This is a genomic window from Paenibacillus oleatilyticus (assembly GCF_018998565.1).
In the GTDB taxonomy this organism is placed as follows: Bacteria; Bacillota; Bacilli; order Paenibacillales; family NBRC-103111; genus Paenibacillus_G; species Paenibacillus_G oleatilyticus.
Genome location: NZ_JAHNZO010000045.1, coordinates 13,956 through 36,995 on the forward strand (window position 1 = coordinate 13,956; position 23,040 = coordinate 36,995).

At 53.8% G+C, this 23,040-nt stretch carries 19 protein-coding genes; 8 read left to right on the plus strand and 11 right to left on the minus strand.

Translation table 11 applies throughout. The annotated features are described in order from the left end of the window. Window positions 1-350: 350 nt before the first annotated feature. A complete protein-coding gene (corA, locus tag KQX66_RS34165; RefSeq protein ID WP_216798017.1) occupies window positions 351-1,286 on the plus strand; it encodes a magnesium/cobalt transporter CorA in 936 nt (311 codons plus the stop codon). A gap of 51 nt (window positions 1,287-1,337) precedes the next feature. Here the strand turns inward: corA and KQX66_RS34170 are convergent, their stop codons facing one another. After that, window positions 1,338-1,907: an apolipoprotein A1/A4/E family protein gene (locus KQX66_RS34170; protein ID WP_216798018.1), complete on the minus strand. Its 570-nt coding sequence runs from the start codon at window positions 1,905-1,907 to the stop codon at window positions 1,338-1,340. Window positions 1,908-1,991: 84 nt separating this feature from the next. Further along, window positions 1,992-3,002 (minus strand): HRDC domain-containing protein, encoded by a 1,011-nt coding sequence (locus KQX66_RS34175; RefSeq protein ID WP_216798019.1) that lies wholly within the window; start codon window positions 3,000-3,002, stop codon window positions 1,992-1,994. 219 nt (window positions 3,003-3,221) lie between these two features. On the opposite strand from KQX66_RS34175, the gene KQX66_RS34180 reads away from it, so the two are divergent. Further along, window positions 3,222-3,524 (plus strand): hypothetical protein, encoded by a 303-nt coding sequence (locus KQX66_RS34180; protein WP_010497973.1) that lies wholly within the window; start codon window positions 3,222-3,224, stop codon window positions 3,522-3,524. Window positions 3,525-3,615: 91 nt separating this feature from the next. Here the strand turns inward: KQX66_RS34180 and nhaC are convergent, their stop codons facing one another. From nhaC to KQX66_RS34220, 8 genes are all read right to left on the minus strand, one after another. Then, window positions 3,616-5,049: a Na+/H+ antiporter NhaC gene (nhaC, locus tag KQX66_RS34185; RefSeq protein ID WP_216798020.1), complete on the minus strand. Its 1,434-nt coding sequence runs from the start codon at window positions 5,047-5,049 to the stop codon at window positions 3,616-3,618. A gap of 195 nt (window positions 5,050-5,244) precedes the next feature. Continuing rightward, window positions 5,245-5,553: a YerC/YecD family TrpR-related protein gene (locus KQX66_RS34190; protein ID WP_216798021.1), complete on the minus strand. Its 309-nt coding sequence runs from the start codon at window positions 5,551-5,553 to the stop codon at window positions 5,245-5,247. Window positions 5,554-5,573: 20 nt separating this feature from the next. Next, window positions 5,574-6,731: a homogentisate 1,2-dioxygenase gene (locus KQX66_RS34195; protein ID WP_216798022.1), complete on the minus strand. Its 1,158-nt coding sequence runs from the start codon at window positions 6,729-6,731 to the stop codon at window positions 5,574-5,576. A 33-nt stretch (window positions 6,732-6,764) separates the two neighbouring features. Next, window positions 6,765-8,027 (minus strand): fumarylacetoacetase, encoded by a 1,263-nt coding sequence (gene fahA / locus KQX66_RS34200; RefSeq protein ID WP_216798023.1) that lies wholly within the window; start codon window positions 8,025-8,027, stop codon window positions 6,765-6,767. Between the two features lie 14 nt (window positions 8,028-8,041). Next, entirely contained in the window at window positions 8,042-8,992 is a 951-nt protein-coding gene (locus KQX66_RS34205; protein WP_216798024.1) for a hypothetical protein, read from the minus strand. A 48-nt stretch (window positions 8,993-9,040) separates the two neighbouring features. Next, window positions 9,041-10,156, minus strand: a complete 1,116-nt coding sequence (hppD, locus tag KQX66_RS34210) for a 4-hydroxyphenylpyruvate dioxygenase (RefSeq protein WP_216798025.1) — start codon at window positions 10,154-10,156, stop codon at window positions 9,041-9,043. A gap of 129 nt (window positions 10,157-10,285) precedes the next feature. Beyond that, window positions 10,286-10,513: a DUF1450 domain-containing protein gene (locus KQX66_RS34215; RefSeq protein ID WP_216798026.1), complete on the minus strand. Its 228-nt coding sequence runs from the start codon at window positions 10,511-10,513 to the stop codon at window positions 10,286-10,288. A gap of 54 nt (window positions 10,514-10,567) precedes the next feature. After that, a complete protein-coding gene (locus KQX66_RS34220) occupies window positions 10,568-11,728 on the minus strand; it encodes a Glu/Leu/Phe/Val dehydrogenase dimerization domain-containing protein (protein ID WP_253957627.1) in 1,161 nt (386 codons plus the stop codon). 747 nt (window positions 11,729-12,475) lie between these two features. Here KQX66_RS34220 and KQX66_RS38240 point away from each other — a divergent pair. The 6 genes from KQX66_RS38240 (at window position 12,476) to KQX66_RS34255 (ending at window position 21,122) form a co-directional block, all read left to right on the plus strand. Further along, window positions 12,476-12,667 carry an elgicin/penisin family lantibiotic gene (locus KQX66_RS38240; RefSeq protein ID WP_216798027.1) on the plus strand — a complete coding sequence of 64 codons (192 nt, stop codon included), beginning with the start codon at window positions 12,476-12,478 and terminating at the stop codon, window positions 12,665-12,667. 192 nt (window positions 12,668-12,859) lie between these two features. Continuing rightward, window positions 12,860-15,979, plus strand: coding sequence for a lantibiotic dehydratase (locus tag KQX66_RS34235; RefSeq protein ID WP_308647313.1), 3,120 nt, complete (start codon window positions 12,860-12,862; stop codon window positions 15,977-15,979). Next, the gene (locus KQX66_RS34240) at window positions 15,976-17,853 is read left to right on the plus strand and encodes an ABC transporter ATP-binding protein (RefSeq protein WP_216798029.1); all 1,878 of its coding nucleotides are present in this window, start codon (window positions 15,976-15,978) and stop codon (window positions 17,851-17,853) included. Before KQX66_RS34235 ends, KQX66_RS34240 begins: the two co-directional genes overlap by 4 nt. 39 nt (window positions 17,854-17,892) lie before the next feature. Further along, window positions 17,893-19,257, plus strand: a complete 1,365-nt coding sequence (locus KQX66_RS34245) for a lanthionine synthetase C family protein (RefSeq protein ID WP_216798030.1) — start codon at window positions 17,893-17,895, stop codon at window positions 19,255-19,257. A 451-nt stretch (window positions 19,258-19,708) separates the two neighbouring features. Next, the gene (locus tag KQX66_RS34250) at window positions 19,709-20,074 is read left to right on the plus strand and encodes a MerR family transcriptional regulator (RefSeq protein ID WP_216798031.1); all 366 of its coding nucleotides are present in this window, start codon (window positions 19,709-19,711) and stop codon (window positions 20,072-20,074) included. A gap of 118 nt (window positions 20,075-20,192) precedes the next feature. Continuing rightward, window positions 20,193-21,122 (plus strand): NAD(P)-dependent oxidoreductase, encoded by a 930-nt coding sequence (locus KQX66_RS34255; protein ID WP_216798032.1) that lies wholly within the window; start codon window positions 20,193-20,195, stop codon window positions 21,120-21,122. 96 nt (window positions 21,123-21,218) lie between these two features. On the opposite strand, the gene ilvD is transcribed toward KQX66_RS34255, so the two are convergent. Beyond that, window positions 21,219-22,904 carry a dihydroxy-acid dehydratase gene (ilvD, locus tag KQX66_RS34260; RefSeq protein WP_216798033.1) on the minus strand — a complete coding sequence of 562 codons (1,686 nt, stop codon included), beginning with the start codon at window positions 22,902-22,904 and terminating at the stop codon, window positions 21,219-21,221. Window positions 22,905-23,040 lie beyond the last annotated feature (136 nt).

Here is a 23,040-nt window from a genome sequence, read left to right on the forward strand (position 1 = left end):
CCAAACCCGCACCAATCCGCCGAATTTTGCATAAATTATTCCCATGCGCGAATGAAATACAAACTCATTGTGTTCTCGAATATGACGCGTTATACTATACAGGTATTCGACATTTCACGCTAGAAGGGGTGCAGCAATCGAATGGACGGAGACCCGGGAAGTCGCATCTGCGTTCAAACACAATTGAATCTATCGTTTGGAACCCGATCGTCTGCCATTCGTTCGAGAATGCGCATGCTTTTTTGTGCGTCTTGATGACGAACAGCGCCTGACTGAAGCTTAAGGGTCTGTTTTCTCGCGGAGGCAGACGGCCGAGCGTTCCATCCGATCAATACGGAAGGGTGGAACTTATGAAGGCACGCTTGGTTCAGGACGGCATTTTTACACTAGTGGAAGACATCACGCAAACCATCGATCCGCCTCAGCACGGCTTTTATTGGATTGATGCCGAGCCGGAGGACTTGGACGTCTTACAGCCTTTGTTTCATCTTCACGAGCTCGCCATAGAGGACGTTTTGACGGAAGAAGAGCAGCGGCCCAAGATCGAGCTGTACGACTCGCATTATTTTATCGTGGTCAACAGCATCCGGTTCGACGACGAAGAAATTTTTCTCCGCGCACTCAATATTTTTCTTGGAAAGCACTATATCATCACGATCACCCGGCAAAAAATCAACGAAATTCGCGCCCTGAAGCCAATTCTCTGGGAAGAGGAGGTTACGGCTCCCGACCAGTTTCTGTATCACTTGATCGACCTTATCGTCGATAATTACACCAACGTCGGGGACCGGATCGAAGCGAAGATCGAGAAGCTGGAAGAAGACATTCTCATGCATACGAAGAAGTCGCATTTGAATGAGATCATCGGGCTGCGAAGCGAAATTTTATGGCTCAAAAAAGTGCTCGTTCCGCAAAAAGAGGTCATCGCGACGCTGCACAAAAAAGAGCTGAGGCTTGTCAGCGAGCCGCTCAAAAAATACTTTGGCGATATTTACGAAAACGCCGTAAAAATATCCGAGACGTTCGAAACGTTCCGCGACTTGATGGCGAACTTACGGGAGGCTTATCAATCTTCCCTCGCGAACCGCGCGAACGAAATCATGCGCGTGTTTACGGCACTGACGACCATCTTCATGCCGCTTACGTTCATTACCGGCGTTTATGGTATGAACTTCGATTACATTCCCGGCTTGCACTGGGAGTACGGCGGAGTCGCAGCTGTCATTGTTTTGGCGCTTGTCGGTATCTTCATGTTCGTGTTGTTCCGCAAAAAGGATTGGCTGTGAAAAGCCGGTCCTTTTTTTGCATGCAAAAAAAGGAACCTTGGGAAAGGTTCCTCATTCGGGATGCTTGGCCGTATGGTCTTCCAGACGTTTAATCCGGTCCAAGGTCGCATCCATATCGTTTTCGAACAAACGCATGCTCCGCTTAATATGTCTGACGTCCGCACCGACATCGTCGATCTGGCTCTGCAAGCTCAGGTGGACGCGATCCAGCCGGGCATCGAGAAAGTCGATTTTGGCACCGAGGCTCGTGTTAACTTCGTCGATCTTCGCATCTAGGGCGTCGGTCTTCGCGTCAAGAGAGTCGATTTTCGTGCTGAGTCGAGCATCGACCTCGTCGATTTTCGCACTGAGTCGAGCGTCAATCTCGTCGATTTTCGTGCTGAGTCGGGCATCGACCTCGTCGATTTTCGCGCCGAGTCGAGCGTCGACCTCGTCGATTTTCGCGCCGAGTCGAGCGTCGACCTCGTCGATCCTTGTGCTGAGCTTTGTGTCCAATCGGTCGATTCGCGCGTTCGTTTCGCCGATTTTGGCGCTTAACTGCAAGTTCAGCTCGCTTATTTTCGCATTGGTTTCTTCCTGGTTCTTGATGATGCTGTGAAGTATAGCCCGAAGCTCCTCCATACGGTCAGCTCCTTCTTATTCCTATAATCCATCTTACCTTAGCCGCCGGGCTTGTTCAATGTTTTTTTGCCCTGCTGCCGCGCCTCAGCTCGCTTCAACCGTCTTCCGCTCGTTCTCCCGGCGGAACTTCATCCGCAGCATGCGAAGCCATTCGTAGACGCGGTCCGCATCCTGCGCAGTCAGCTCCTTCTGGCTGTAGACCGTTTGCAGAATCGGCTTCAAATAACGGTCGCCCTGCTGCTGGAACGCCTGCCATGCCAGCTCGCGCTCCGGCTCGGGCACCTGCTCAAGCTGTCCTTCGATATAGCTCTGCAGGTCGTAGCCTTCGCGATCCAGCTCTTCGAACAGCTGCAGCAAATTGCGCCGCTGAAGCTTGGTCTGCTCCAGCAGCTCATCCAGCTTCTCTCCGCGCGCAATGGCTTCGAGCAGCTTATGCTTGAGCTCCCGCTTCTCCTCCTCGGCCTTCCGCTTCCGTTCATTTTCCTGAAGCAGCCAGGCATTCAGCTCTCCCGGATCGATCGATTCCGCCACCCACGTTAGCGGAAAATCCGTATCCCGCTGGAAGCCGGCGGTGATGGCGACGATATCGGCTGCATAAGCGGCAGCTTTGGCTTTTCCGAATCCCGGAAGGTGCAGCAGCTCTTCTTCCGTGTAGGGAACGAAGGCACTTATCATCTTGAGCAGCCGGTTGGTCGCGATCAGATACGCCACTTTGCCGTCGCGGCTTGCTTGTTTAAACCGCCAATCGCGGAGCTTGTCGAACAGCTCTTCGTTGGCATGCTTCTCCCCGTAAAAATGCAAGCGTTGAATATACGCCGTCCGGCGGTCCAATACGTCGATTTCACTTACGTTTACCTGCACGATTGGCTTATAGCCGCCGCATTGCTTGGCAAACACCCGCTCGCGGAAAATGGCGAGCATCTCCTCCCATCGCAGTCCTTCGTACCAGCACTCCTGCACCCTGCGGCCGTCTTCTCTCGTCTCGTTCCACATCACCATCCAGGTGCCCTGGCTTTCGCCGATCGTCACGTGCGCCGTAGTGACATTCCCCTCTTCCGTCGCCTTTTCCAAGCTGTTCAAAAACACCAGATTCACTCGAAAAACCTCCCCCAAGAAGTTGTCAAAGCAGCTTCAAACGCAAAAAAGCACCATCTTACCCGATACAGGTAAGAGGTGCTTCCTCTCAAGTACACGTTTGAAATTAGACCTATATTACCACGAAACGTCATGGATGACAAGCATGATTTGGATAATCTTCCGGTTTAAGGACAAGCTAGGAGAAACAATCTTGCCTATTGAAAGGAGGAATCGGGCATGAGCCCAAACGACACGAACCAAGATGGATTTATGAGCGAAGCGCCGCAGAAGAAATACACCGATCTGAGCACGGTGGAATCCCAGCGCAACGACCTGACGGCGGAGGAATTTCCGGAAGGCCCTTACGGCAGCAGCCTTCTTACGGAATCGCTCGGCAAGAGCACGCCGTGGCGGGAGGATCAGCGCTCGTACAACCAGTTTACTTACGAGAACCGCGAGCTTCACGCAGGCCTCTCCCGCGGGTATCCCGACGCGCACCCGACCCACGATTCGTCCGGCGACGATTACGTGGAAGAGTAGCCGGGCAACCGCAAAAAGGCGATCCGCCGGACCTCTCCTCCGGCGAACCGCCTTCGCGCTTGCTGCCCCAACGCCAGCAAACTTTTCCAGTCTACATGCCGCTGTTGTTCATGCCGATCTCGAACTTTTCCTCGTACGCTCCCCTCTCGTCCCCCTCGTCGATCGGCGCAATGGCGAAACCGGTATAACCGAACACGATCGCTAACAAGGGCGTGATAAAACACATAAACGAATAAAGAACATACTCCATGCCGATATTGAGCGTAGCCATAATAAAGGCGCCCGAGACTCCCCATGGAACGGCCGGATGGACAATGGTTCCGGCATCCTCCAGCGTTCTGGACAAATTTTTCGGATGAAGCTTCAGCCGCTTGTACGAAGACTCCAGCATTTGCCCGGGCAAAATAATGGACAAGTAGCATTCCCCGATAATGACATTCACCCCGATCGAAGAAAAAACCGTCGCGCTGATGACATTGCCTTTATTATTCAAGAGGCTCTTAATCCGGTCGATCATGGTATGAACCAGACCGATTTCTTTCACAAGACCGCCGAAGGCGAGCGCCATGATGATGAGCGAGACGGCAGACATCATACTGGATAGTCCGCCTAGCGACAGCAGTTTATCGATCGCCTCCACTCCCGTTTCCGACTTATAGCCAAAGTGCGCGACGGTCATGAGCCGACCTGCCGAAACGCCGGGAACCGTAAAAAAGGCCGTCGCGATCGCGACCAATAAACCGACAACGAGCGTTGGAATGGCATCGAACCGTTTGAAAGCCAGGACGATAATCGTCAGCGGCGAAAGCAGGGTCAGAGGCGTAATCGTGAAGCGTTCGTCGAGGGTGCGGATCATCGTTTCGATGCCGGCGGTGTCAGCGGCGCGGTCGGAGGATATGGCAAAGAAAGCAAACAGAATCAGCGTCAATACCAAGCTTGGAATCGTCGTCCACAGCATATGCCGGATATGATCGAAAATAGGCACCTTGGCCGTCGCGGAGGCAAGATTCGTCGTATCCGAGAGAGGGGATATTTTATCGCCAAAGACGGAGCCGCAAACGATAGCCCCTGCCGCCATAGCGGGGGAAATTCCCATGCCGTAGGCGACCCCCATCAAAGCAACGCCCATCGTTCCGATGGCGCTCCACGAGCTTCCCGTCAGCACGGAGACGACTCCGCAGATTAAGACCGCCGATACGAGAAAGTAGCTGGGCGAAAGAATGTGCAAGCCGTAATAAGACAAGGTCGGCACGGTACCGTTCAACACCCATATCCCGATCAAGATTCCGATCAGACACAAAATGAGGATCGAGGGGAGGCCGTACAAAATGCCTTTGACGACAGCCGATTCCAACTGCTTCCAAGTAAAGCCTAATGTTAAGCCATAAAAAGAAAGCAGGATCGATGCCATCAAAATGGGGATTTGCGGAGCGACTTGATAGTGAAGAATGCTTATCGCCAAAATGACGACGATAACCGCAATGAGCGCGCATGACATGAAAAACGACGGTTTTTTCGTTACCATAGGTATTCCTCCCGCACGAACGGAATAATAGGACGCACAAAATCGCCATAATGTAAGCGTATTCAAAATAAAGAAGAAAGCATTCGACGGGAGACCGGGCTGCACGAGTGCAAGCTCCATAACGATTCAACGCTTCGTTTCTCATCCATCGGTCTCGCCGTCGGAACGCTTCTTGCGGCAGGCGTGCCGTTTTTCTCATGGCTGTTTGCCGTGCCTATTCAACCGCTCCAAAATGGTTCGGAAGCCTCCCCTTCCGTGGTTCAGACAATTTTTGACCCGAAAAATGATGGCGCTGCCTTTCTGGGTTTCCTCGATAATATCCAAATAAGTAGCCCCTTCGAGCAGCTGCTTTGCGACTTCAAGCCTGAGAGCCATCGTTTTGACCTCGTTTACCGTGCACAAATCGGAAAAAAAATCGTAGCATTCATCCTTCGTTTGTAACGATAAAATGGCTTCGAATAACTGATGGATTTCTTCCTCGCTTCGCACGTTATTCCGCCGCACTATGCCACCACCACGCCGATTTATTTATGAGACCAGCTGTACAGATAGTTTTTGTCTTCGAAGGTATGGGCCGCCTTGACGACCTTGAGCGGACGGAACGTGTCCACCATAACCGCCAATTCCTTCGTTTCTTTTTTGCCCAGGCTCGCCTCGATCGTGCCGGGATGAGGTCCGTGAGGAATGCCTGACGGATGAAGCGTAATGGACCCTTCTTCGATGCCCCGGCGGCTCATAAAATTGCCCTCCACATAGTAGAGCACCTCGTCGCTGTCCACGTTGCTGTGGAAATAAGGCGTAGGCACGGCTTCCGGATGATAATCGTACAGTCTCGGGACGAAGGAGCAGACGACGAACTGATGCCCTTCGAACGTCTGGTGAATCGGAGGCGGCATATGAATGCGTCCGGTGATCGGTTCGAAATCCGCGATGTTGAAGATATACGGATACAGATAACCGTCCCAGCCGACAACGTCCAGCGGATGATGGCTGTAAATATGAGAATGCAGCGCGCCTCTCGTCTTGGACCGCACCTCGAACTCCCCGAGCTCCGTGTGCGTCTCCAGCGTCTCCGGCAGCCGGATATCCCTTTCGCAAAAAGGGCTGTGCTCCAGCAGTTGACCGTGCTCGTTACGGTAACGCTTCGGCGTGCTGATCCAGCTGTTCGTTTCCACGACCAAAAATTTGGTGTCATCCCCATCCGGCACGATCCGGTAAATGGTACCGATCGGAATGACGATATAATCGCCCGGACGGTAACGCAGCGTACCGAACATCGACTCGACCTTGCCTGTTCCGTAATGCACGAACAGAAGCTCGTCGCCGTCGCCGTTGCGGTAATAATAATTCATCGGTTCCGCAGGGCTCGAAACGGCAAGCAGGATATCGTCATTCCCGAGAACGTACGTTCTACCCATGACACCATCACCTTGCTTCGGGGCCGCGCCCGTCTGAAAATGGCGGTATCCGAGCACGCTGTCGTCCTCGTACTCAATGCTGCACGTACCGAGGTACTCGGCTTTGACGATTTCCGTCGGCGCGCCGTGATGGTAAAGGATCGATTGAATGCCGGAGAAGCCTTTCGTACCCATCACCTGCTCGCGAAACAATGAACCGTCTTCTTTTCTGAACTGCACGTGTCTTTTATTGGGAATTTGCCCCATCCGATGGTAGAACGGCATCTTGTACGACCTCCTTGGTTAAGTTGCGCTTGCTTATTTCAACGAAGGCAGAACCCGGCCCGTCACCTCGCCAAATCCGATGCGGTACCCGTCGCCTTGTGCATATCCGGTCATGGTCAGCCGGTCGCCGTCTTCCAGCCAGACCCGCTTGACGCCATCGCTTAACTCAAGAGGCTCCGCTCCGCGCCAGGCCAATTCCAGCATGCATCCGCGGCTTGCCTTGTCCGGTCCGCTGATCGTCCCGGAGGCCAGCAAATCCCCGGCCCGCAGGTTGCAGCCGCCTACCGTATGGTGAGCGATTTGCTGCGCCATGCTCCAATACAAATATTTGACGTTGCTCTCCGTGATCCGCTCCGCCCGCTCCATATCGTCGCATTGCAGGTGCACCTCAAGCTTGATGTCGAAGGCGTGCGCTCCCTCCTGCTTCAGATAAGGTAGCGGCTCCGGCTCCTGCCGGCTTCCGCGGATACGGAACGGCTCCAAAGCATCGAGCGGCACAACCCAGGGCGAAATCGATGTCGCGAAATTTTTCGCGAGAAAAGGTCCCAGCGGCTGATATTCCCAAGCCTGAATGTCCCGGGCGCTCCAATCGTTGACGAGCACCAGTCCGAAAATATGCTCCTCCGCCCGTTCGACGGGGATGGGGGTACCGAGCGGGTTGCCCGCTCCCATGAACCACCCGAGTTCCAGTTCAAAGTCCAGCTGGCGGCTTGGTCCGAATACAGGCGCCGCCGCATCCGGCGGCTTCATCTGCCCTTGCGGGCGGCGTACGTCGGTCCCGCTAAGCACGATCGAACTGGCTCGGCCATGGTACCCGACCGGGAGATGATGCCAGTTGGGCATTAAGGCGTTCTCTTTCCCCCGGAACATCGTGCCTACATTGAAGGCATGGTCCCGCGAAGCGTAAAAATCCGTATAATCGCCAATTTCTACAGGCAGCAGCAGCTCTACATCCTTCTGTGGAAGCAGAGCGGCGGTCCGCAGCCCTACGTTGTCCCGCAGCTCCGGCTCGTCGGCTGACAGGAGCCGCTGAATTTCCGCGCGGACCTGCTGCCAGACCGGGCGGCCGAGTGCCATAAACGCGTTCAGCGACGCTTGGTCGAATATTCCCTTTCCGGCCGCTTCCGTCCTGCCGAAGCAGTCCGCCTGATCGAGAACGGCAAGATCCAGAACGTACTCCCCGATGGCTACGCCAATCCGGGGAGTTCCGCCGTTACGGGAGCGGAAGACGCCGTAGGGAAGATTTTGGATCGGGAAATGCGATTCCGGCGCAACCTCAACAAATGAGCGCAGCATTTTAACGGCTCCTTTTACTCTAGTGATTGTGATTTTAGCTCCCGCAGCTCGTCGCGAGGCTCATCGAAGCTGCAGCTTCCGTAGGAGCACAGCGCCAAATTGCGCAGCCTCCGCACCTCGTCGGCCGAAATTGTAAGCGTTCTCCAACCTAACGCATCCGGGAGGAAGACGAAGCTGTCGGGGTCCTTGTCTGCCAAAATTTCAGCGGTTTTGTCGCGACCCAGCTTGTAGACATGCGCCAGCATCCCCGCGACAAACACGTTAAGGAAGCCGTGCATCTCGGTCTTCACTTCTTCCCGGTACATGCGAACCGGGTGGTGAAGTCCGGCTGTGAACTTCAACGCCAATTGGCGGTCCCTGCACCCGACAAGGACGGCGGCCACCTGCTCCGGCGACGGAAACGCGTCGGAGGTGACGCCTCCGGTCCGCAGCTTTACGCCCGGCTGCATCCCGCCTTGGCTGGCGCAGCGCTTCACTGCGTCAAGGCCTTCTTCGATCCGGCTTCCCCAATCGCCGTCCAAAGGAAACGTCCACTCGAAGAACAGCCGGAGGCCGTGTTCCGATGCTCCGGCTGCCATCTCATCCAGTAACCGACGGTCCGCGCCCGCAGGGGGAAGAGGAAGCTCCAGCACGTCGATGTTCACCGACGAACCATGCCTCCCCCGGAAAGCCTCCGTTTGCCGCAAAGTATCGCCAAACAGCCGAAGGCATTCTTCCGCATCCCGGCTGCGGGTTCCAAGAACCGACAGCAGCAGCGGCCGGTCCCCGGAAAACATCGGCATGTACGGAGACAGCTTCTCCAATTGCGCAGCGGGAATGATGAACCGGCCCAGCATCCATGCGTCCCGTCCGTCCCGGTAAACCGCGTAATTGCGTATGGCCTGCTCCAAAGGCAGGGCGGCGGGCGGAAATAACCCGGCATAATCGAGAAGCTGCTCCATCAAAGCTCTGGCGCTGGAAATCATGGGACGATCGCCCGCCTTTCCTTCTAAGTCTGTCGATTTGCAAGAAAATTACAAGTTTCCGCGGCGCGCCTGCTCCCTCTCGATCGATTCGAACAGCGCTTTGAAGTTGCCTTCGCCGAACGTGGTCGCCCCTTTGCGCTGAATGATTTCGAAGAACAGGGTCGGCCGGTCGACGAGCGGCTTCGTAAAGATTTGCAGCAGGTACCCTTCCTCGTCGCGGTCCACAAGAATGCGGTATTGCTTCAGCTTCTCGATATCTTCGTCGATCTTGCCGACCCGATCCGCCAGCTCTTCATAGTACGTATCCGGCGTATCCAGGAATTCCACGCCGTTTTCCTTCAGCACCTTCACAGTCGTGATAATATCGTTGGTCAATAAAGCTGCATGCTGCACCCCGGGGCCGTTGTAAAACTCCAGATATTCTTCAATTTGCGATTTGCGCTTGCCGGTGGCCGGCTCGTTGATCGGCATTTTGATGCGGCCGCCGTTGCAAATGACTTTGGACATCAAAGCCGAATATTCCGTGCTGATATCTTCATCATCGTAATGAATCATTTCCTTGAAGCCCATGACCTTCTCGTAGTAGGACACCCATTCGTTCATTTCCTCGACGTTACCGACGACATGGTCGATCCCGATAAGGCCCGCATCCTGATACGGAAACGAGAAGTTGACAGGCTGATATCCCGGCGCGAACAAGCCCTTATAGTTCTTGCGGTCCACGAGGGTATGCACCGTATCGCCGTACGTGCCGATGATGGCTTTTTTGTAGGTGCCGTGTTCGTCCGTCAGCACCTGCGGCGCCATCACGGGAATACCGCCTCTGGAAATCGCCTCCGCGTAAGCCTTTTCAACGTCGTCAACCCGAAACGCGACGTCCTTCGCTCCTTCGCCATGCTTCTTGATAAATTCCGTGACCGGGTGGTCCTCCTGAAGCGAGCCCGTCACCACAAAGCGGATTTTCCGCTGCTCCAGCACGTAGGATACGCGATCGCGCTGACCGGTTTCCAGCCCGGCGAAGGCAACGATCTTGAACCCGAAGGCCCGGCTCATGTAATAGGCGGCCTGCTTCGCATTGCCAACGTAAAATTCCATATATTCAAAATCCTCGATCGGGAAAAAATCTTGCTGCAGCTCGCTAACTAAGGTAGTATCCATTTCCATTTTTATAACCTCCTAGAATAATATTCCTTATGTTTGATGCTATTATATGGCAAACTTGTGAACTCTTCAAAAACGTTCAATGCTGTATGCGCGTGTCAACGCGAAATCGCTTTAGTACGTTAAATGAGTTTAGTCGGCTTCGGAGGCGGCTGCTTTCAGAAGCTGGTCCAGCAGCTCTTCATCATCGTTCATAACGACAATTCGTTGATCCACTTTCACGAAGCGCTCCAAGTAGCATTGCCCGCAATTGCCCAAACAGTCCTTCACCACAATATCAACTAAGCCGTCATGCGCGATTTGTTTTAAAGCTTCCGATTTGGTCAGCTCATTCGAGCTGCACAGCTTGATGGTAGCCATCAGAACAAGCCTCCCGGAAAATCGTAATAAGGTCTCCGTGCTTTCCACCTGCGGTTAGTGGCGGATCTGCCATTTGGCGCGCTTTCTGGGGGAGAAGAAGCTGTTTCTTCCTTTTCGGGATTGAATTCGCTGCTCACAGATCAGATTCGCCGCTTCGACCGTTGTGATGTTTTTCTCCTTGGCTTCCGAGAACACGCGGAGCAGCGAATGATAGATCGCTTTCGTTTTGGCCAATACTCTGTCTTTGTTCGGTCCATACAGCTCATCCGATACTTGCATGATGCCGCCGCTGTTGACCACGTAATCGGGGGCATAAAGGATGCCTTTTCGCTTCAGGTCAAGGGCATGGCTCTCATGAAGCAGTTGATTGTTCGCCGCGCCTACGATCGCTTGGACCTTGAGCTGCCCGATCGTATGATCGTTAATAATGCCGCCGACGGCGCACGGAACGAAGAAGTCGGCCTCTACGCCGTAGATCTCTTCTCCTTTCACGGCGGTCACGGTTCTGCCGAGCTTACCGGCTCTTTCCACAACTTGGTCTACCGTAGTTTGATCCACATCGGTCACATACAGATCGGCACCTTCCTGCAGCAAATGCTCGGCGACTTTAAAGCCGACCTTCCCCAAGCCTTGAATCGCGAACCGTTTGCCGCTCAACGCCTCATGCCCCCATAACGTTCGGGCTACGGCTTTCATGCTGTACAGAACGCCCAAAGCTGTCGGAATCGACGTTTCTCCCCCGCCGCCATATTCCTCGGGCAGTCCGGCGATGCAATTCGTCTCCTTGCACGCATGGACGAAATCGTCCAGCACCGTGCCCATATCCGTCCCGGTATAAAATCTCCCGTTCAACGAATCGATAAATTGTCCGTAGGCCCGGAACAATTCCGGGGTCTTATCCTTGGCCGGGTCTCCGATGATGACCGCTTTTCCCCCGCCGAAGTCCACGTCAGCCGCCGCGCATTTATAGGTCATCGCCTTCGATAAACGCAGAACGTCCTCCAGCGCTTCCTCGACGGAAGCATAAGGCCTCATCCGCGTTCCTCCCAAAGCCGGGCCGAGCGTCGTATCGTGGATGGCGATAATCGCTTTCAAGCCCGTAGCGGGATCGTTGCAAAACAGCACCTGCTCATGCTCCTGCATTTTCTCGAACAAGTCGGTCATACGCGAGGACGCCGACGGCTTGATCTCGGATAATAACGCTGCATTGTTCATCTCTATTCCTCCTGAAACCATTCTCTACTCTTTCTCAAAACTTTTTCTCAAAAGTAAACGTTTTCAAAACTGCTTGGCGCGGCGCTGCATTACGAACGAATAAGCTATGATTTCATCTTATGTGGAACACTCCTTTATGGTTTGGATAAAACAAACTATGGTTCCTTTTTGTAACAGTTCACATACTAAACTACCTCCATAATTCGCGCAAACATCCCTCTTAACGCGCGTGTTCTTTGATGTTTCAACACTTTTGCGCGTTGAATAACTATACTAACTTTTATAAAAATATTTGTAATATATTGACTATTAATATATTATTCGGTATATTATAGTCGAATATGGATTTGAAAGAATATTTTGTAATTCTATTCTTCCATATTCACGTTTCTGTGCGGCAAGGCCAGGCGAAGGCGAAAGCGGTTTCAATCGGTTTTAAAATTTTCTTACATTTGAAGGGAGAAGATACTTATGGCAAACAACAATTTCGATCTGGATGTCCAAGTGAAATCGGTTAATTCGGTAAACGCGAATTTTGGGCTTTACACGTCGCAATGCTATAGTTCTCAATGCTATTCTTCCAAATGTTATTCCGATTCTTGTTACTCCTCCGACTGCTACACCGGCAGACATATGTGCGGCTACACGCACGGCTACAGCTGCTAATTTAGTCCATTCCTTCCGCTTTCGCCAGCCGCCGCAACAATGTTTGGAGACATGTTCTCCACTTGAAGGGAGAAAATCTGTATGGCAAACAACATTTTCGACCTGGATGTTGAAGTGAAATCGGTTAATTCGGTACAACAAAACTTCGGCCTCTTCACGTCCACTTGCTTTACTTCTCAATGCTTCACTTCCAAATGCTTCACGGATACTTGCTTTACCTCGGACTGCTTTACCGGCAGACATCAGTGCGGCTACACCCACGGCAGCTGCTAAACTTTCGCATGTTCCTACTGCCTACTTCGGAGGAACGTTCGCGTTCTTCCGAAGTATCTCCTACGACTCGATAACGGAAGGTGAGACGACATGTCAGTTCAAGTGGCCCCCTCTCAACCGACGCCAGCTCATGCACATCCAAGCGTTTTTCAGGCGCTTGATTTTTTTATTTTGAGGATGCCTTTATTGCCGGTGGAACTATTCCAGAACCTTTCTGTCGATCCAAATGAGGATGAGGCGGTTAGCCGCAAGCCATGGTTCGAGAAATTGGCCGCCTACGCCGAATTGCCTATCATCCGGGAGGCCATTGCCGTATCCAGCTTGCCGCTGCTTCAGGCTTTGCCCAACCTAACCAACCAGGAGCATCCGCGCAAACAAGATCAGGCCGTAAAAGGCTTTCTGCGCTATTTGCTGCGCATGACCTCGCGTCCGACGCCTTTTGGTTTATTTTCTGGGGTAACATACGGAAATTTCGGGGAGCGGTATGCGTTCGAGCTTCAGCCCGTAACGGCCCACACCAAACGAGCCCGCCCGGATATGGAGTGGCTGCTGAAAGTGCTGTCCGACTTGGAGAGCAGGTTTGACGTCGTCATGCAGTTAAAGGTCAGTCTCAATTGTTTGGCTTATCCCGTAGGCTCCCGCCTTTACCTGCCCTACCTGACCAAGTACGGCGTCAAGCAGAAAAGCAATGGTGCAACGATGGAGAGCACCTCCGTTCGCCTTACTCCGGCTGTGAAACAGGTGATGGAGCTTACCCGTCAGCCCCTCCCTTTTGGCGAGTTGGCGCTGAAGCTGCACAGCCAATTTTCCGATACGTCACTCGAGCAAATAAACCAATTTCTGTGGCAGTTGGTCCAGCAAGAAATCATCATCACGGACCTGCGCCCGCCTCTCATGACCGCTTCGCCATTCGATTACGTACTGCGGCGTTTAGCCGATATCACAGGCGTGGAAGACGAGAGGGCGAAACTGGAAACGGCCGCAGCTCTCATCGCGAGCTATAACCGTACGGAAATCGGGCAGGGCGAGCCATTATACCATGAGCTTGTTGAGCACATGAAATCCGTTGCCGAAGCGGCTAATCTCCTGCAAGTGGATCTGGCCCTCTCGATGGAGGCGTTAACTCTCCCCAAAGCCGTTGCGCAGGAGATCGAGCGGGTCGGCGAAACGCTTTGGCGAATCTCCGGGGAACGGCTGGGACTTTCGCATCTGGAAAGCTACCGCGCCGATTTCATGGAGAAATACGGGGCTTACCGCGAGGTTCCCCTGCTGGAGCTGCTGGATGCAGACATCGGGCTTGGCGCTCCGGCCGGATACGAATATCCCCGGAGCAAACGCAAGGAAGACAACACCCCTTCCTTCGCCCAGCAAAAGAAAAAGATGCTGCTGACCCAATGGGTCATGACATGCCTCCAGCAGGGGCGGCAGGAATTGGAGCTGACCGACGACATGGTGATGCAGCTTGAACCTGTTCCGATGGAGGAAAAGTACGCGCCCCGGTCGTTGGAATTGTATTTTGGCCTTGCCGCCCGATCCGGCCAAGCGGTGGAGGAGGGTGACTTTCTCCTGATTGCCGGAGGTACGACGGGCACCTACGGTGCGGGCAAGTCCGTCGGGCGGTTTGTCGATTTATTTGATTCCTCCTTTGTGGACAAGCTCAAGCAAATTGACCGATTGGAGCAAAAGCTTCATCCCGATGCGATCCTCGCCGAGCTCGTTTATTTTCCGGGAGACGGCCGCGCGGCCAACGTTGCTCTGAGCACGAACATTCGCGAATACGAAATCGACATCGGCACCAATTCGGCCAAAGATCCGGAGCATACGATCCCGCTCTCCGATCTGGTCGTCGGCATTTCTGCGAGCGGTTTTTATTTGCGGTCCCTGTCAAAAAATCGAAGGGTCATTCCGGTGACAAACCACATGCTGAATACGTCGAATTCGCCTAACGTCTATCGTTTTTTGCGCGAATTATCGATGGAAAACCAGCGCAACATCGATTTTTTCGAGTGGAACGAACTGCGAACCTTCCCTTTTTTGCCGCGGTTAAGGTACAGCAAAACGATTATTGCGGCGGCCTGCTGGAAGTTTAATGCAGATATGCCGCCTTTTCACGGAAACATGACGGAGACGCAGTGGCGCCAGGCTTTCGAGGCGTACCGGAAGCAGTGGAATGTGCCGCGCTTCGTTTATTTGACCCAATCGGATAACCGCTTGCTGCTGGATCTCGACTCCCCGCTTCATCGGGATGAAGTGTATCGGGATTATACGAAGCTCCAGCCTGGGGGGCAGATCGTCCTAACCGAAACCGGCTTTGCGTTTGAGCATCTTCCCGAGAGCGCTGCCGGGCGCTACGTGACCGAGTTTGTTTTTCCTCTCGTCAAACGGGACCTGCCGCAGGCTTCCTCGCAGCCGGATCTTGACGGAGCTCTCACCTCTTCTCCCATTCGTCTCGCGGAGAGATTGAAAATGCCGGGCAGCGAATGGCTGTATCTGAAATGGTACGGTGCGGATCATCGCGCCGACGCTTTTATCGGGGGGCCTCTGCTGGAGTTTTGCCGTCAGGCGGAGGAGCAAGGATGGGCGGCCGGCAGCTTCTTTATGCGCTATGCCGATCCTGATCCGCATCTTCGCTGGCGTTTCTGCGGCCACCCCGAGCAGCTTCACACCATGCTGCTGCCGCAGCTGTACCGGTTTACGCAGCAGTGCGTGGAAGACGGGCTCTTGTCCCGCTTAGTGATCGATACTTACGACCCGGAAATCGAGCGGTACGGGGGCCGAACGTTGATCGGAGCGGCGGAACGACTGTTCTGTCTTGATAGCCGGGTCGTGGCCGAATGGATTTATGCCCGACAATCGGGACACCTCAGCCTGAACCCGCACTTGCTGGCTGTCATCAGCGTCATTGACATGATGGAACGATTCGGACTGTCCTTCTTCGAGCAATTTGAGTGGCTTAACACGATGGTACAGCATAAGGAGCATTTGGAGTTGTTCCGTCAGCATCGGCCTTTTCTTATGAAATTCGGGGATGCCAGAGGAGACTTTGCCCAGCTTCGCCATCTCCCTGACGGAGCGGCCATCCTGCCGATGCTCCATGCCCGCGGCGAGGCGATAACCCGGTACGTCGAGGGAATCCGGCTGTGCCAAGCGGAAGGAACCTTGACCAATACTCAGGAGGATCTGATACAAAGCGTGATCCATATGCATCTAAACCGGCTGTTCGGCATCCAACGGGAAGAAGAGCAGAAGGTGTTGACTTTGGCCAGACATACGTTATACAGCTTGCAGCATGTTAGGAGGAATCAGCCATGAGCTCGGCTGCGGAAGAAGCATCCCTAACCATAAATCTAACGAATATTGTGCAATCCTTTCGCTATTGGCCCCGCGTATTCCAATTGCTGTGGCAAACGCATAAACCGTATTTCTTGTCGATTTTATTGATTAACATCCTGCGCGGCGCCTCGCCGGTCATCTCGCTGCTGCTGCTTCAAACCTTGATCAACAGCATCGGCGCCGCCTGGGATACCGGTTTTCAGACCGTGCTTTGGCCCTTTATTTGGCTCACTACGTTTACCGCACTTAACGAAGCGCTGTCGCTGGCTCAAAATTTCATCAGCAAATTATTCGAAACGCTGCTCAGCAATCGGATCAACATGCTCATTATGGAGAAGTCGATTTCCCTTTCGCTTAGCGATTTTGAGAATTCCCAGGTGCAGGACGCCCTGAAACGCGCTCAGAACGAGGCCGGTCATCGGCCTTATCAAATCCTGCAGCAGATTTTGTCCATTGTTACCGCGTCCATTACGTTATTCTCGACCGCGGCTATGCTCATTTCATGGAGATGGTGGGCGGCTTTTCTTCTGATCCTCATTCCCTTGACCTCCTTCTATTCGTTTCTGAGGATCGGGCAGCAGGAGTTTATGCTTCAATGGAACCGGGCCCCGAAAATGCGGCACACCTGGTATTTGTCCGTGCTGCTGACAAGGGATCTCTCTTTCAAGGAGATCAAACTGTTTCAACTGGGCGGTTATTTGCTCGGCAAATATCACGAGCTGCTCCGCCAGTTTTTGGCAGAAGACAAACGCATGATCAAGAAGCGGCTCGGCATGGGAGCGATTTTTCAAGCGATCCAGCAAGGGGTCAATGCGTTCATGTTTCTCATGGTCTTATGGTCCGCCTTTAAACGCGAAATTTTGATCGGCCATGTGGTCAGCTATACCCAAGCCATTACGTTAACCTTAGTTTCGTCGCAAAATTTGACGCAAGGCATCCTTTCCTTATGCCAGCACAATTTATTTTTACAGCAGTTGTTCGCTTTCCTGGATTTGCAGTCCTCCGATCCTGCCGCCAGAAAAATCGGAACTTCGGAGGCTTCCCGTGCGACGAATGCGCCTATCATCCAATCGGTGGAATTCCGCAATGTCTCTTTCCGTTATCCCGGCAGCAGTTATCCGGCTCTGCGGAATGTCAGCTTTACCCTGCAGCGCGGAGAAACGCTCGCGATTGTAGGGCGCAACGGGTCCGGGAAGACAACCTTGATGAAGCTGCTGACGCAGCTGTACGACTCCTTCGAAGGAGACATTCTCATCAACGGCGTCTCGATCCGCGACATGGACTGTGAAACGTTTCGCCGCAAAGTCGGCGTCGTGTTCCAAGATTTTGTCCAATATGAGATGCAGGTCCGGCAAAATATCGGTTTTGGCAACGTCGCCAAAATGGAGGACGATGCCGAATTGTGGAAGGCGGCGGATCGGGCGGGCATCGCCGGCTTGGTCCAATCGATGCCTGCAGGCCTTGCCACCCAGCTCGGGCGTTTGTTTGACGAAGGGCAGCAGCTCTCCGGCGGACAGTGGCAGCGGATTGCCATCGCCAGAGCCTTCATGCGCGAAGCCGAGCTTTATGTGCTGGACGAGCCCAGCTCCATGCTCGATCCGGAAACCGAGCTGCAGGTGTTTCAAGCGTTTCGGGAGCTGGTCCGCGACCGGTTGGGCATCTTCATCTCCCACCGCTACTCCGCCATCCGGTACGCTGACCATATCCTCATGATGGATCAAGGCTCCGTGGTCGAGCAGGGCAATCATCAACAGCTCATGCAGCAGAACGGGATGTATGCCGAGCTTTATATGATGCAAGCGAATGCTTATTTGGACGCCGATCATGAGCGCAAAGCGCGTTCGGCCGTTTGATTACGGCAAGCAACCATGATCCGAAGGGAGAAATCGGAAATGAACCCGAAAGAAGCTTGCGAGGCCAAATGGCTGCCGCTTGAAGGCGCCGAACGAATCGAACGGGTCCGCTCGATTGTGATGGAGACGGCCCGGCGATTGAAGGACCCGGAAGAAATCGAGCGATTCGCCCTCGCGGAAGAACAGAAACGGATCGAGCAAGGGAAGTTCTACGTGAAGTGGAATGGGCTGCACCTTGCTCGGGGATATTCGGGCTTATGCCTGTTGTTCAGCGAACTGGATCGCCTGGAGCCGGATGGCCAATGGGATATCGTCGGTCACCGCTACGTCGTGCTCATGCAGCAAGCTCTGGAACGGCAAGGAATCGAATCCTTATCCCTCTGGAGCGGTATGGCCGGAGTCGTTACGGGCATCCAGGCTTTGTCGCGGCAGGGCACCCGGTACGGGAATATGCTTCGGTCGCTCAACGACTTTTTTCTGCGCATGTTTCCCGAGTACATGTATGTTGTCCGAAGAAATATAAATGAAGGCGTGCTCATGTCCGATTACGACGTGATGCAGGGCTTAAGCGGAATTGGCCGTTATTTGCTGCACTTTAAAGAGCAGCCCGAGATGCGCATTGCGCTTACGCAGGTGCTTGAGTATATGGTTGAGCTGTGCGAGTATAAGGAGCTGCAAAACACGCGGGTTCCGGGATGGTATATTTCACCCGACCGGCTTATTTCATCCTCCGATCAGGAGCTATATCCCGAGGGCTACTTCAACGGCGGGGTTTCCCATGGCATCCCGGGTCCGTTGGCCCTGCTCTCCCTTGCGCATCAGCAGGGCGTCGAAGTGGAGGGCGGGAGGGACGCCATCCGCTCCATCGCCGGGTGGTTGATGCGGTTTACGATCAAGGATGAGTACGGCCCCTATTGGCCCGCGCATGTATCGTGGCAAGAGCAGGCAGCGGGCGCCGCAAGCGGCTCGCCGCCCCGCGAGGCTTGGTGCTACGGCGGGCCCGGCGTCGCGCGCACGCTGTGGCTCGCGGGGCAAGCGCTCGGGGAAACGGCGTGGAGGGAAACGGCGATTGAATCGTTCCTCGGCACAGCACGTCGGCCTGAACGGCTGTGGAACTTGCATTCCGCGACCTTTTGCCACGGCTATGCCGGTCTCCTGCAAATGACGCAGCGGATGATCGCAGACGCAGGAACTGCGGAGCTGATTCCATTACGCGACCGTCTCGTCGATCGGATAGTTGACTCCTTTGACGAGAGTGCGCCTTACGGCTTTACAGAACTGGAAGACGGCGAAAAGCTGTATTTCGCCGGCGTGCTGGACGGGGCTGCGGGCGTTGCCCTCGCGCTGCTGGCTGTCATGCAAGCTCGGGAGCCGGAGTGGGATCGGGTTTTCCTGTTGAACTAATATTTATCGCTTCAGCCGACGGTTCACTTGTCCGTCGGCTCTTTCTTTTTCACCAATGTTCCGTTACACTTCTGATAACTTTTGTCTTCTATTTGCTACTTACGATGTGAAATTTTATAATGACGTTACAACTTAAAACCAAATTTGGTTACTCTAGGAGCCCAAAGGATGATGTTATGGAGCGCAAACTTAATTTATTATTCGGAATTTTTGGCGGAATAATGCTAATTTGCATCAGACATCCATCGATATATTTTTACTCTGTGTTAGAGAACTTTCAAGGATTTATAAGTAGTTACATTGCCCAAATTTTATCTCCTCTTGGATTATTAGTTGTTATTTACTTCAGCATTTTATTAATTATTGATTGTCTCAAGTCAGAAATTAAAAGAAAGCGCACTAAGGACGAAGAGTTTTAAGGGGAGTAAATATCGAAGGAGGCCCGTGAGGAATGAAAACAAGCGAATTATCGCGATTATCCAATGTCAGCGTACGATCCATCCGGCATTATGAAAATAAAGGTCTTCTACGCGCCGACAGGCTGGAGAACGATTACCGGGATTTCGACGAATCCGCCGTAGAGCGAGTCAAGGCGATTCAATTATATTTGAAGCTTGGATTAACAATAGATGAGATCGGAGCCTTGTTTAAAACGGAAGCGGCAGAGCCTGACGAATATGAATATTGCGAGGAGATGCTGGCAACCTATAAAGAGAAGCTAGGCCATGTGAATCGTCAAATCGAATCGCTTCACGGATTGAAGAGATTACTGGAGAGGCAAATCGCCTTTACGATCAGCAAAAAGAAAACCGTCTAACGCAGATGCGGCCCTGGAGTATACAAAAACGCTCCCGGGCTTTTTTTGCGTTATTGACATTGACACTAGTGTAATCCTTTATGATCTGCTTAGTCTCATTTCGAAAGGAGTTTTCCATATGAACAGCAGTAATCTAAAAGAAGACATTGGTGTCGGCAACGCGAGTGCAGCCACGAACCGCAAATCGGTGACCGTTATGGGATTAGGGCCGATGGGCCAGGCGATGGCGGGCGTTTTCCTTGAATCCGGCTATGCGGTAACCGTGTGGAACCGGACCGCTAGTAAAGCAGACGAGCTTGTAGCGAAAGGAGCCATCCGAGCGTCCACAGTCGACGAGGCGTTAGCCGCTAATGAGCTCGTGATCCTCAGTCTTACAGACTACGATGTGATGTACGCCATTCTCGAACCGTCTTCGGCAATCTTGTCCGGCAAGGTGCTCGTCAACCTGAGTTCAGATACTCCGGAGAAAGTACGCAAAGCGGCCAAATGGCTAGCCGACCGTGGAGCCCGGCATGTCACCGGCGGCGTGCAAGTTCCGCCTTCAGGTATCGGTAAGCCGGAGTCATACACCTACTATAGCGGTCCAAGAGAAGTCTTCGAGGCCCACAGGGAGACACTGGAAGTACTGACCGGTACCGACTATCGGGGCGAGGACCCCGGACTAGCCATGTTGTACTACCAGATCCAGATGGATATCTTCTGGACGTCCATGCTCAGCTACCTGCACGCACTTGCTGTGGCCAACGCGAACGGCATTACGGCGGAGCAGTTCTTGCCCTATGCTTCGTCGACTCTATCGTCGCTGCCGAAGTTCGTCGAGTTCTACACGCCGCGTCTCGATGAGGACAAGCACCCTGGCGACGTAGACCGACTTGCCATGGGATTGGCAAGCGTCGAGCACGTCGTTCATACGACGGAAGATGCCGGCATCGACGCTACCTTGCTAGCCGCAGTTTTGGAGATCTTCAAGCGAGGCATGAAAAACGGTTATGCTGGCGATAGTTTTACCAGCCTTATTGAAATCATCAAGAATCCTGTTCGATCCTAAAAATTAGGCCATTCCTTGCGGGATGGCCTTTAAACATGGCGTTACAAACATAAAGCGGCCCGCCGGAATTGCTCCGGTGAGCCGCTATTTTGCTTTTTAGATTTTCATGACTCCGCCGGTGCTGGCCGAGGTAACGAGCTTGGAATAGCGGGCCAAATACCCCGTTTTCACCTTCGGCTCGAAGCCTTTCCAGTTCGCGCGGCGGCGTTCGAATTCCTCGTCGCTGACCAGCAGCTCGATTTTGCGGTTAACGAGATCGAGCTCGATGATATCCCCGTCCTCGACGAAGGCGATCGGACCGCCTTCCGCCGCTTCCGGCGAGATGTGGCCGATGCTGATACCGCGCGATGCGCCGGAGAAACGGCCGTCCGTAATGAGGCCGACCTTCGCGCCGAGTCCCATCCCGACGATCTGCGAGGTCGGGGCGAGCATTTCCGGCATGCCGGGACCGCCTTTCGGGCCTTCATAACGGATTACGACGACATGGCCTTCTTTTACTTTGCCGTTGGCGATGCCTTCCAGCGCCGCTTCCTGCGAATCGAAGCAGATCGCCGGCCCTTTGTGATAGCCGCCTACGGACTTGTCCACCGCGCCGACCTTGATGATCGAGCCGTTCGGGGCCAGGTTGCCGAACAGCACTGCCAGCCCGCCTTGCTCCGAATGCGGATTGTCCAGCGTACGGATGACGTCCGTATTCAAAATCTCGCAGCCGGCGACGTTTTCGCGCAGCGTTTTGCCGGTCACGGTGATGCGGTCACCGTACAGCGCGCCGGGCTTTTTGAACAATTCGTTCAGGACGGCGCTCACGCCTCCTGCGTTGTGCACGTCCTCGATATGATAATCGGAGGCCGGAGCGATTTTTGCCAAGTGCGGGATGCGCTTCGCCACTTCGTTGATCCGCTCGATCGGGTATTCGAAGCCCGCTTCGTGCGCCAAAGCCAGCGTATGCAGGACGGTATTCGTCGAGCCGCCCATCGCCATATCCAGCGCGAACGCATTGTCGATCGCTTCCATCGTCACGATGTCACGCGGCTTGATATCCTTTTGAATCAGCTCCATCAGCTGCTTTGCGGAACGCTTCACGAATTCTTTGCGGTCTTCGGAAACCGCCAAAATGGTGCCGTTGCCCGGGAGCGCCAGACCAAGAGCTTCCGCCAGACAGTTCATCGAGTTGGCCGTGAACATGCCGGAGCAGGAGCCGCAGGTCGGACAGCCGTATTGCTCAAGCTCAAGCAGACCTTTGTCGTCGATTTTGCCGGCTTGGTAAGCGCCCACGCCCTCGAACACGGAGGACAGCGAAATCGAACGGCCGTCGCTCGTTTTCCCCGCTTTCATCGGACCGCCGCTGACGAAAACCGTCGGAATGTTGACGCGCAGCGCGCCCATCATCATGCCCGGCGTAATTTTGTCGCAGTTCGGGATGCAAACCATGCCGTCGAACCAGTGTGCGGATACGACCGTTTCGAGAGAATCCGCAATGATCTCGCGGCTCGGCAAGGAATAGCGCATGCCGATATGCCCCATAGCAATACCGTCGTCTACGCCGATCGTGTTAAATTCAAACGGCACGCCGCCTGCTTCGCGAATCGCTTCTTTCACGATCTTGCCGAATTCCTGCAAGTGAACGTGACCCGGAACAATGTCGATATACGAGTTGCAAACCGCGATAAACGGCTTGTCGAAGTCCTCCTCTTTGACGCCGGCGGCACGCAGCAAGCTGCGGTGCGGAGCGCGGTCAAAGCCCTTTTTGATCATGTCGCTTCTCATTTTTCCCTTGGACATTCGCTGAAAGCCTCCGTTTCCATCCCTATGAAAATAGAATTCTACGATTTAACGCTTCACTCGATTGTATCACGTTTCCCCGGAATTGAAAACGTGAACCGGACTGGAAAAAAAGCCGGTTTCCCCGGCTGACGGA

Bases quoted from the DNA above. Each gene is read 5' to 3' on its own strand.
- corA (WP_216798017.1), top strand. From the start codon at position 351: ATGAAGGCACGCTTGGTTCAGGACGGCATTTTTACACTAGTGGAAGAC.
- KQX66_RS34170 (WP_216798018.1), bottom strand. From the start codon at position 1,907: ATGGAGGAGCTTCGGGCTATACTTCACAGCATCATCAAGAACCAGGAA.
- KQX66_RS34180 (WP_010497973.1), top strand. From the start codon at position 3,222: ATGAGCCCAAACGACACGAACCAAGATGGATTTATGAGCGAAGCGCCG.
- nhaC (WP_216798020.1), bottom strand. From the start codon at position 5,049: ATGGTAACGAAAAAACCGTCGTTTTTCATGTCATGCGCGCTCATTGCG.
- KQX66_RS34195 (WP_216798022.1), bottom strand. From the start codon at position 6,731: ATGCCGTTCTACCATCGGATGGGGCAAATTCCCAATAAAAGACACGTG.
- fahA (WP_216798023.1), bottom strand. From the start codon at position 8,027: ATGCTGCGCTCATTTGTTGAGGTTGCGCCGGAATCGCATTTCCCGATC.
- KQX66_RS34205 (WP_216798024.1), bottom strand. From the start codon at position 8,992: ATGATTTCCAGCGCCAGAGCTTTGATGGAGCAGCTTCTCGATTATGCC.
- hppD (WP_216798025.1), bottom strand. From the start codon at position 10,156: ATGGAAATGGATACTACCTTAGTTAGCGAGCTGCAGCAAGATTTTTTC.
- KQX66_RS34215 (WP_216798026.1), bottom strand. From the start codon at position 10,513: ATGGCTACCATCAAGCTGTGCAGCTCGAATGAGCTGACCAAATCGGAA.
- KQX66_RS34220 (WP_253957627.1), bottom strand. From the start codon at position 11,728: ATGAACAATGCAGCGTTATTATCCGAGATCAAGCCGTCGGCGTCCTCG.
- KQX66_RS38240 (WP_216798027.1), top strand. From the start codon at position 12,476: ATGGCAAACAACATTTTCGACCTGGATGTTGAAGTGAAATCGGTTAAT.
- KQX66_RS34240 (WP_216798029.1), top strand. From the start codon at position 15,976: ATGAGCTCGGCTGCGGAAGAAGCATCCCTAACCATAAATCTAACGAAT.
- KQX66_RS34245 (WP_216798030.1), top strand. From the start codon at position 17,893: ATGAACCCGAAAGAAGCTTGCGAGGCCAAATGGCTGCCGCTTGAAGGC.
- KQX66_RS34250 (WP_216798031.1), top strand. From the start codon at position 19,709: ATGAAAACAAGCGAATTATCGCGATTATCCAATGTCAGCGTACGATCC.
- KQX66_RS34255 (WP_216798032.1), top strand. From the start codon at position 20,193: ATGAACAGCAGTAATCTAAAAGAAGACATTGGTGTCGGCAACGCGAGT.
- ilvD (WP_216798033.1), bottom strand. From the start codon at position 22,904: ATGTCCAAGGGAAAAATGAGAAGCGACATGATCAAAAAGGGCTTTGAC.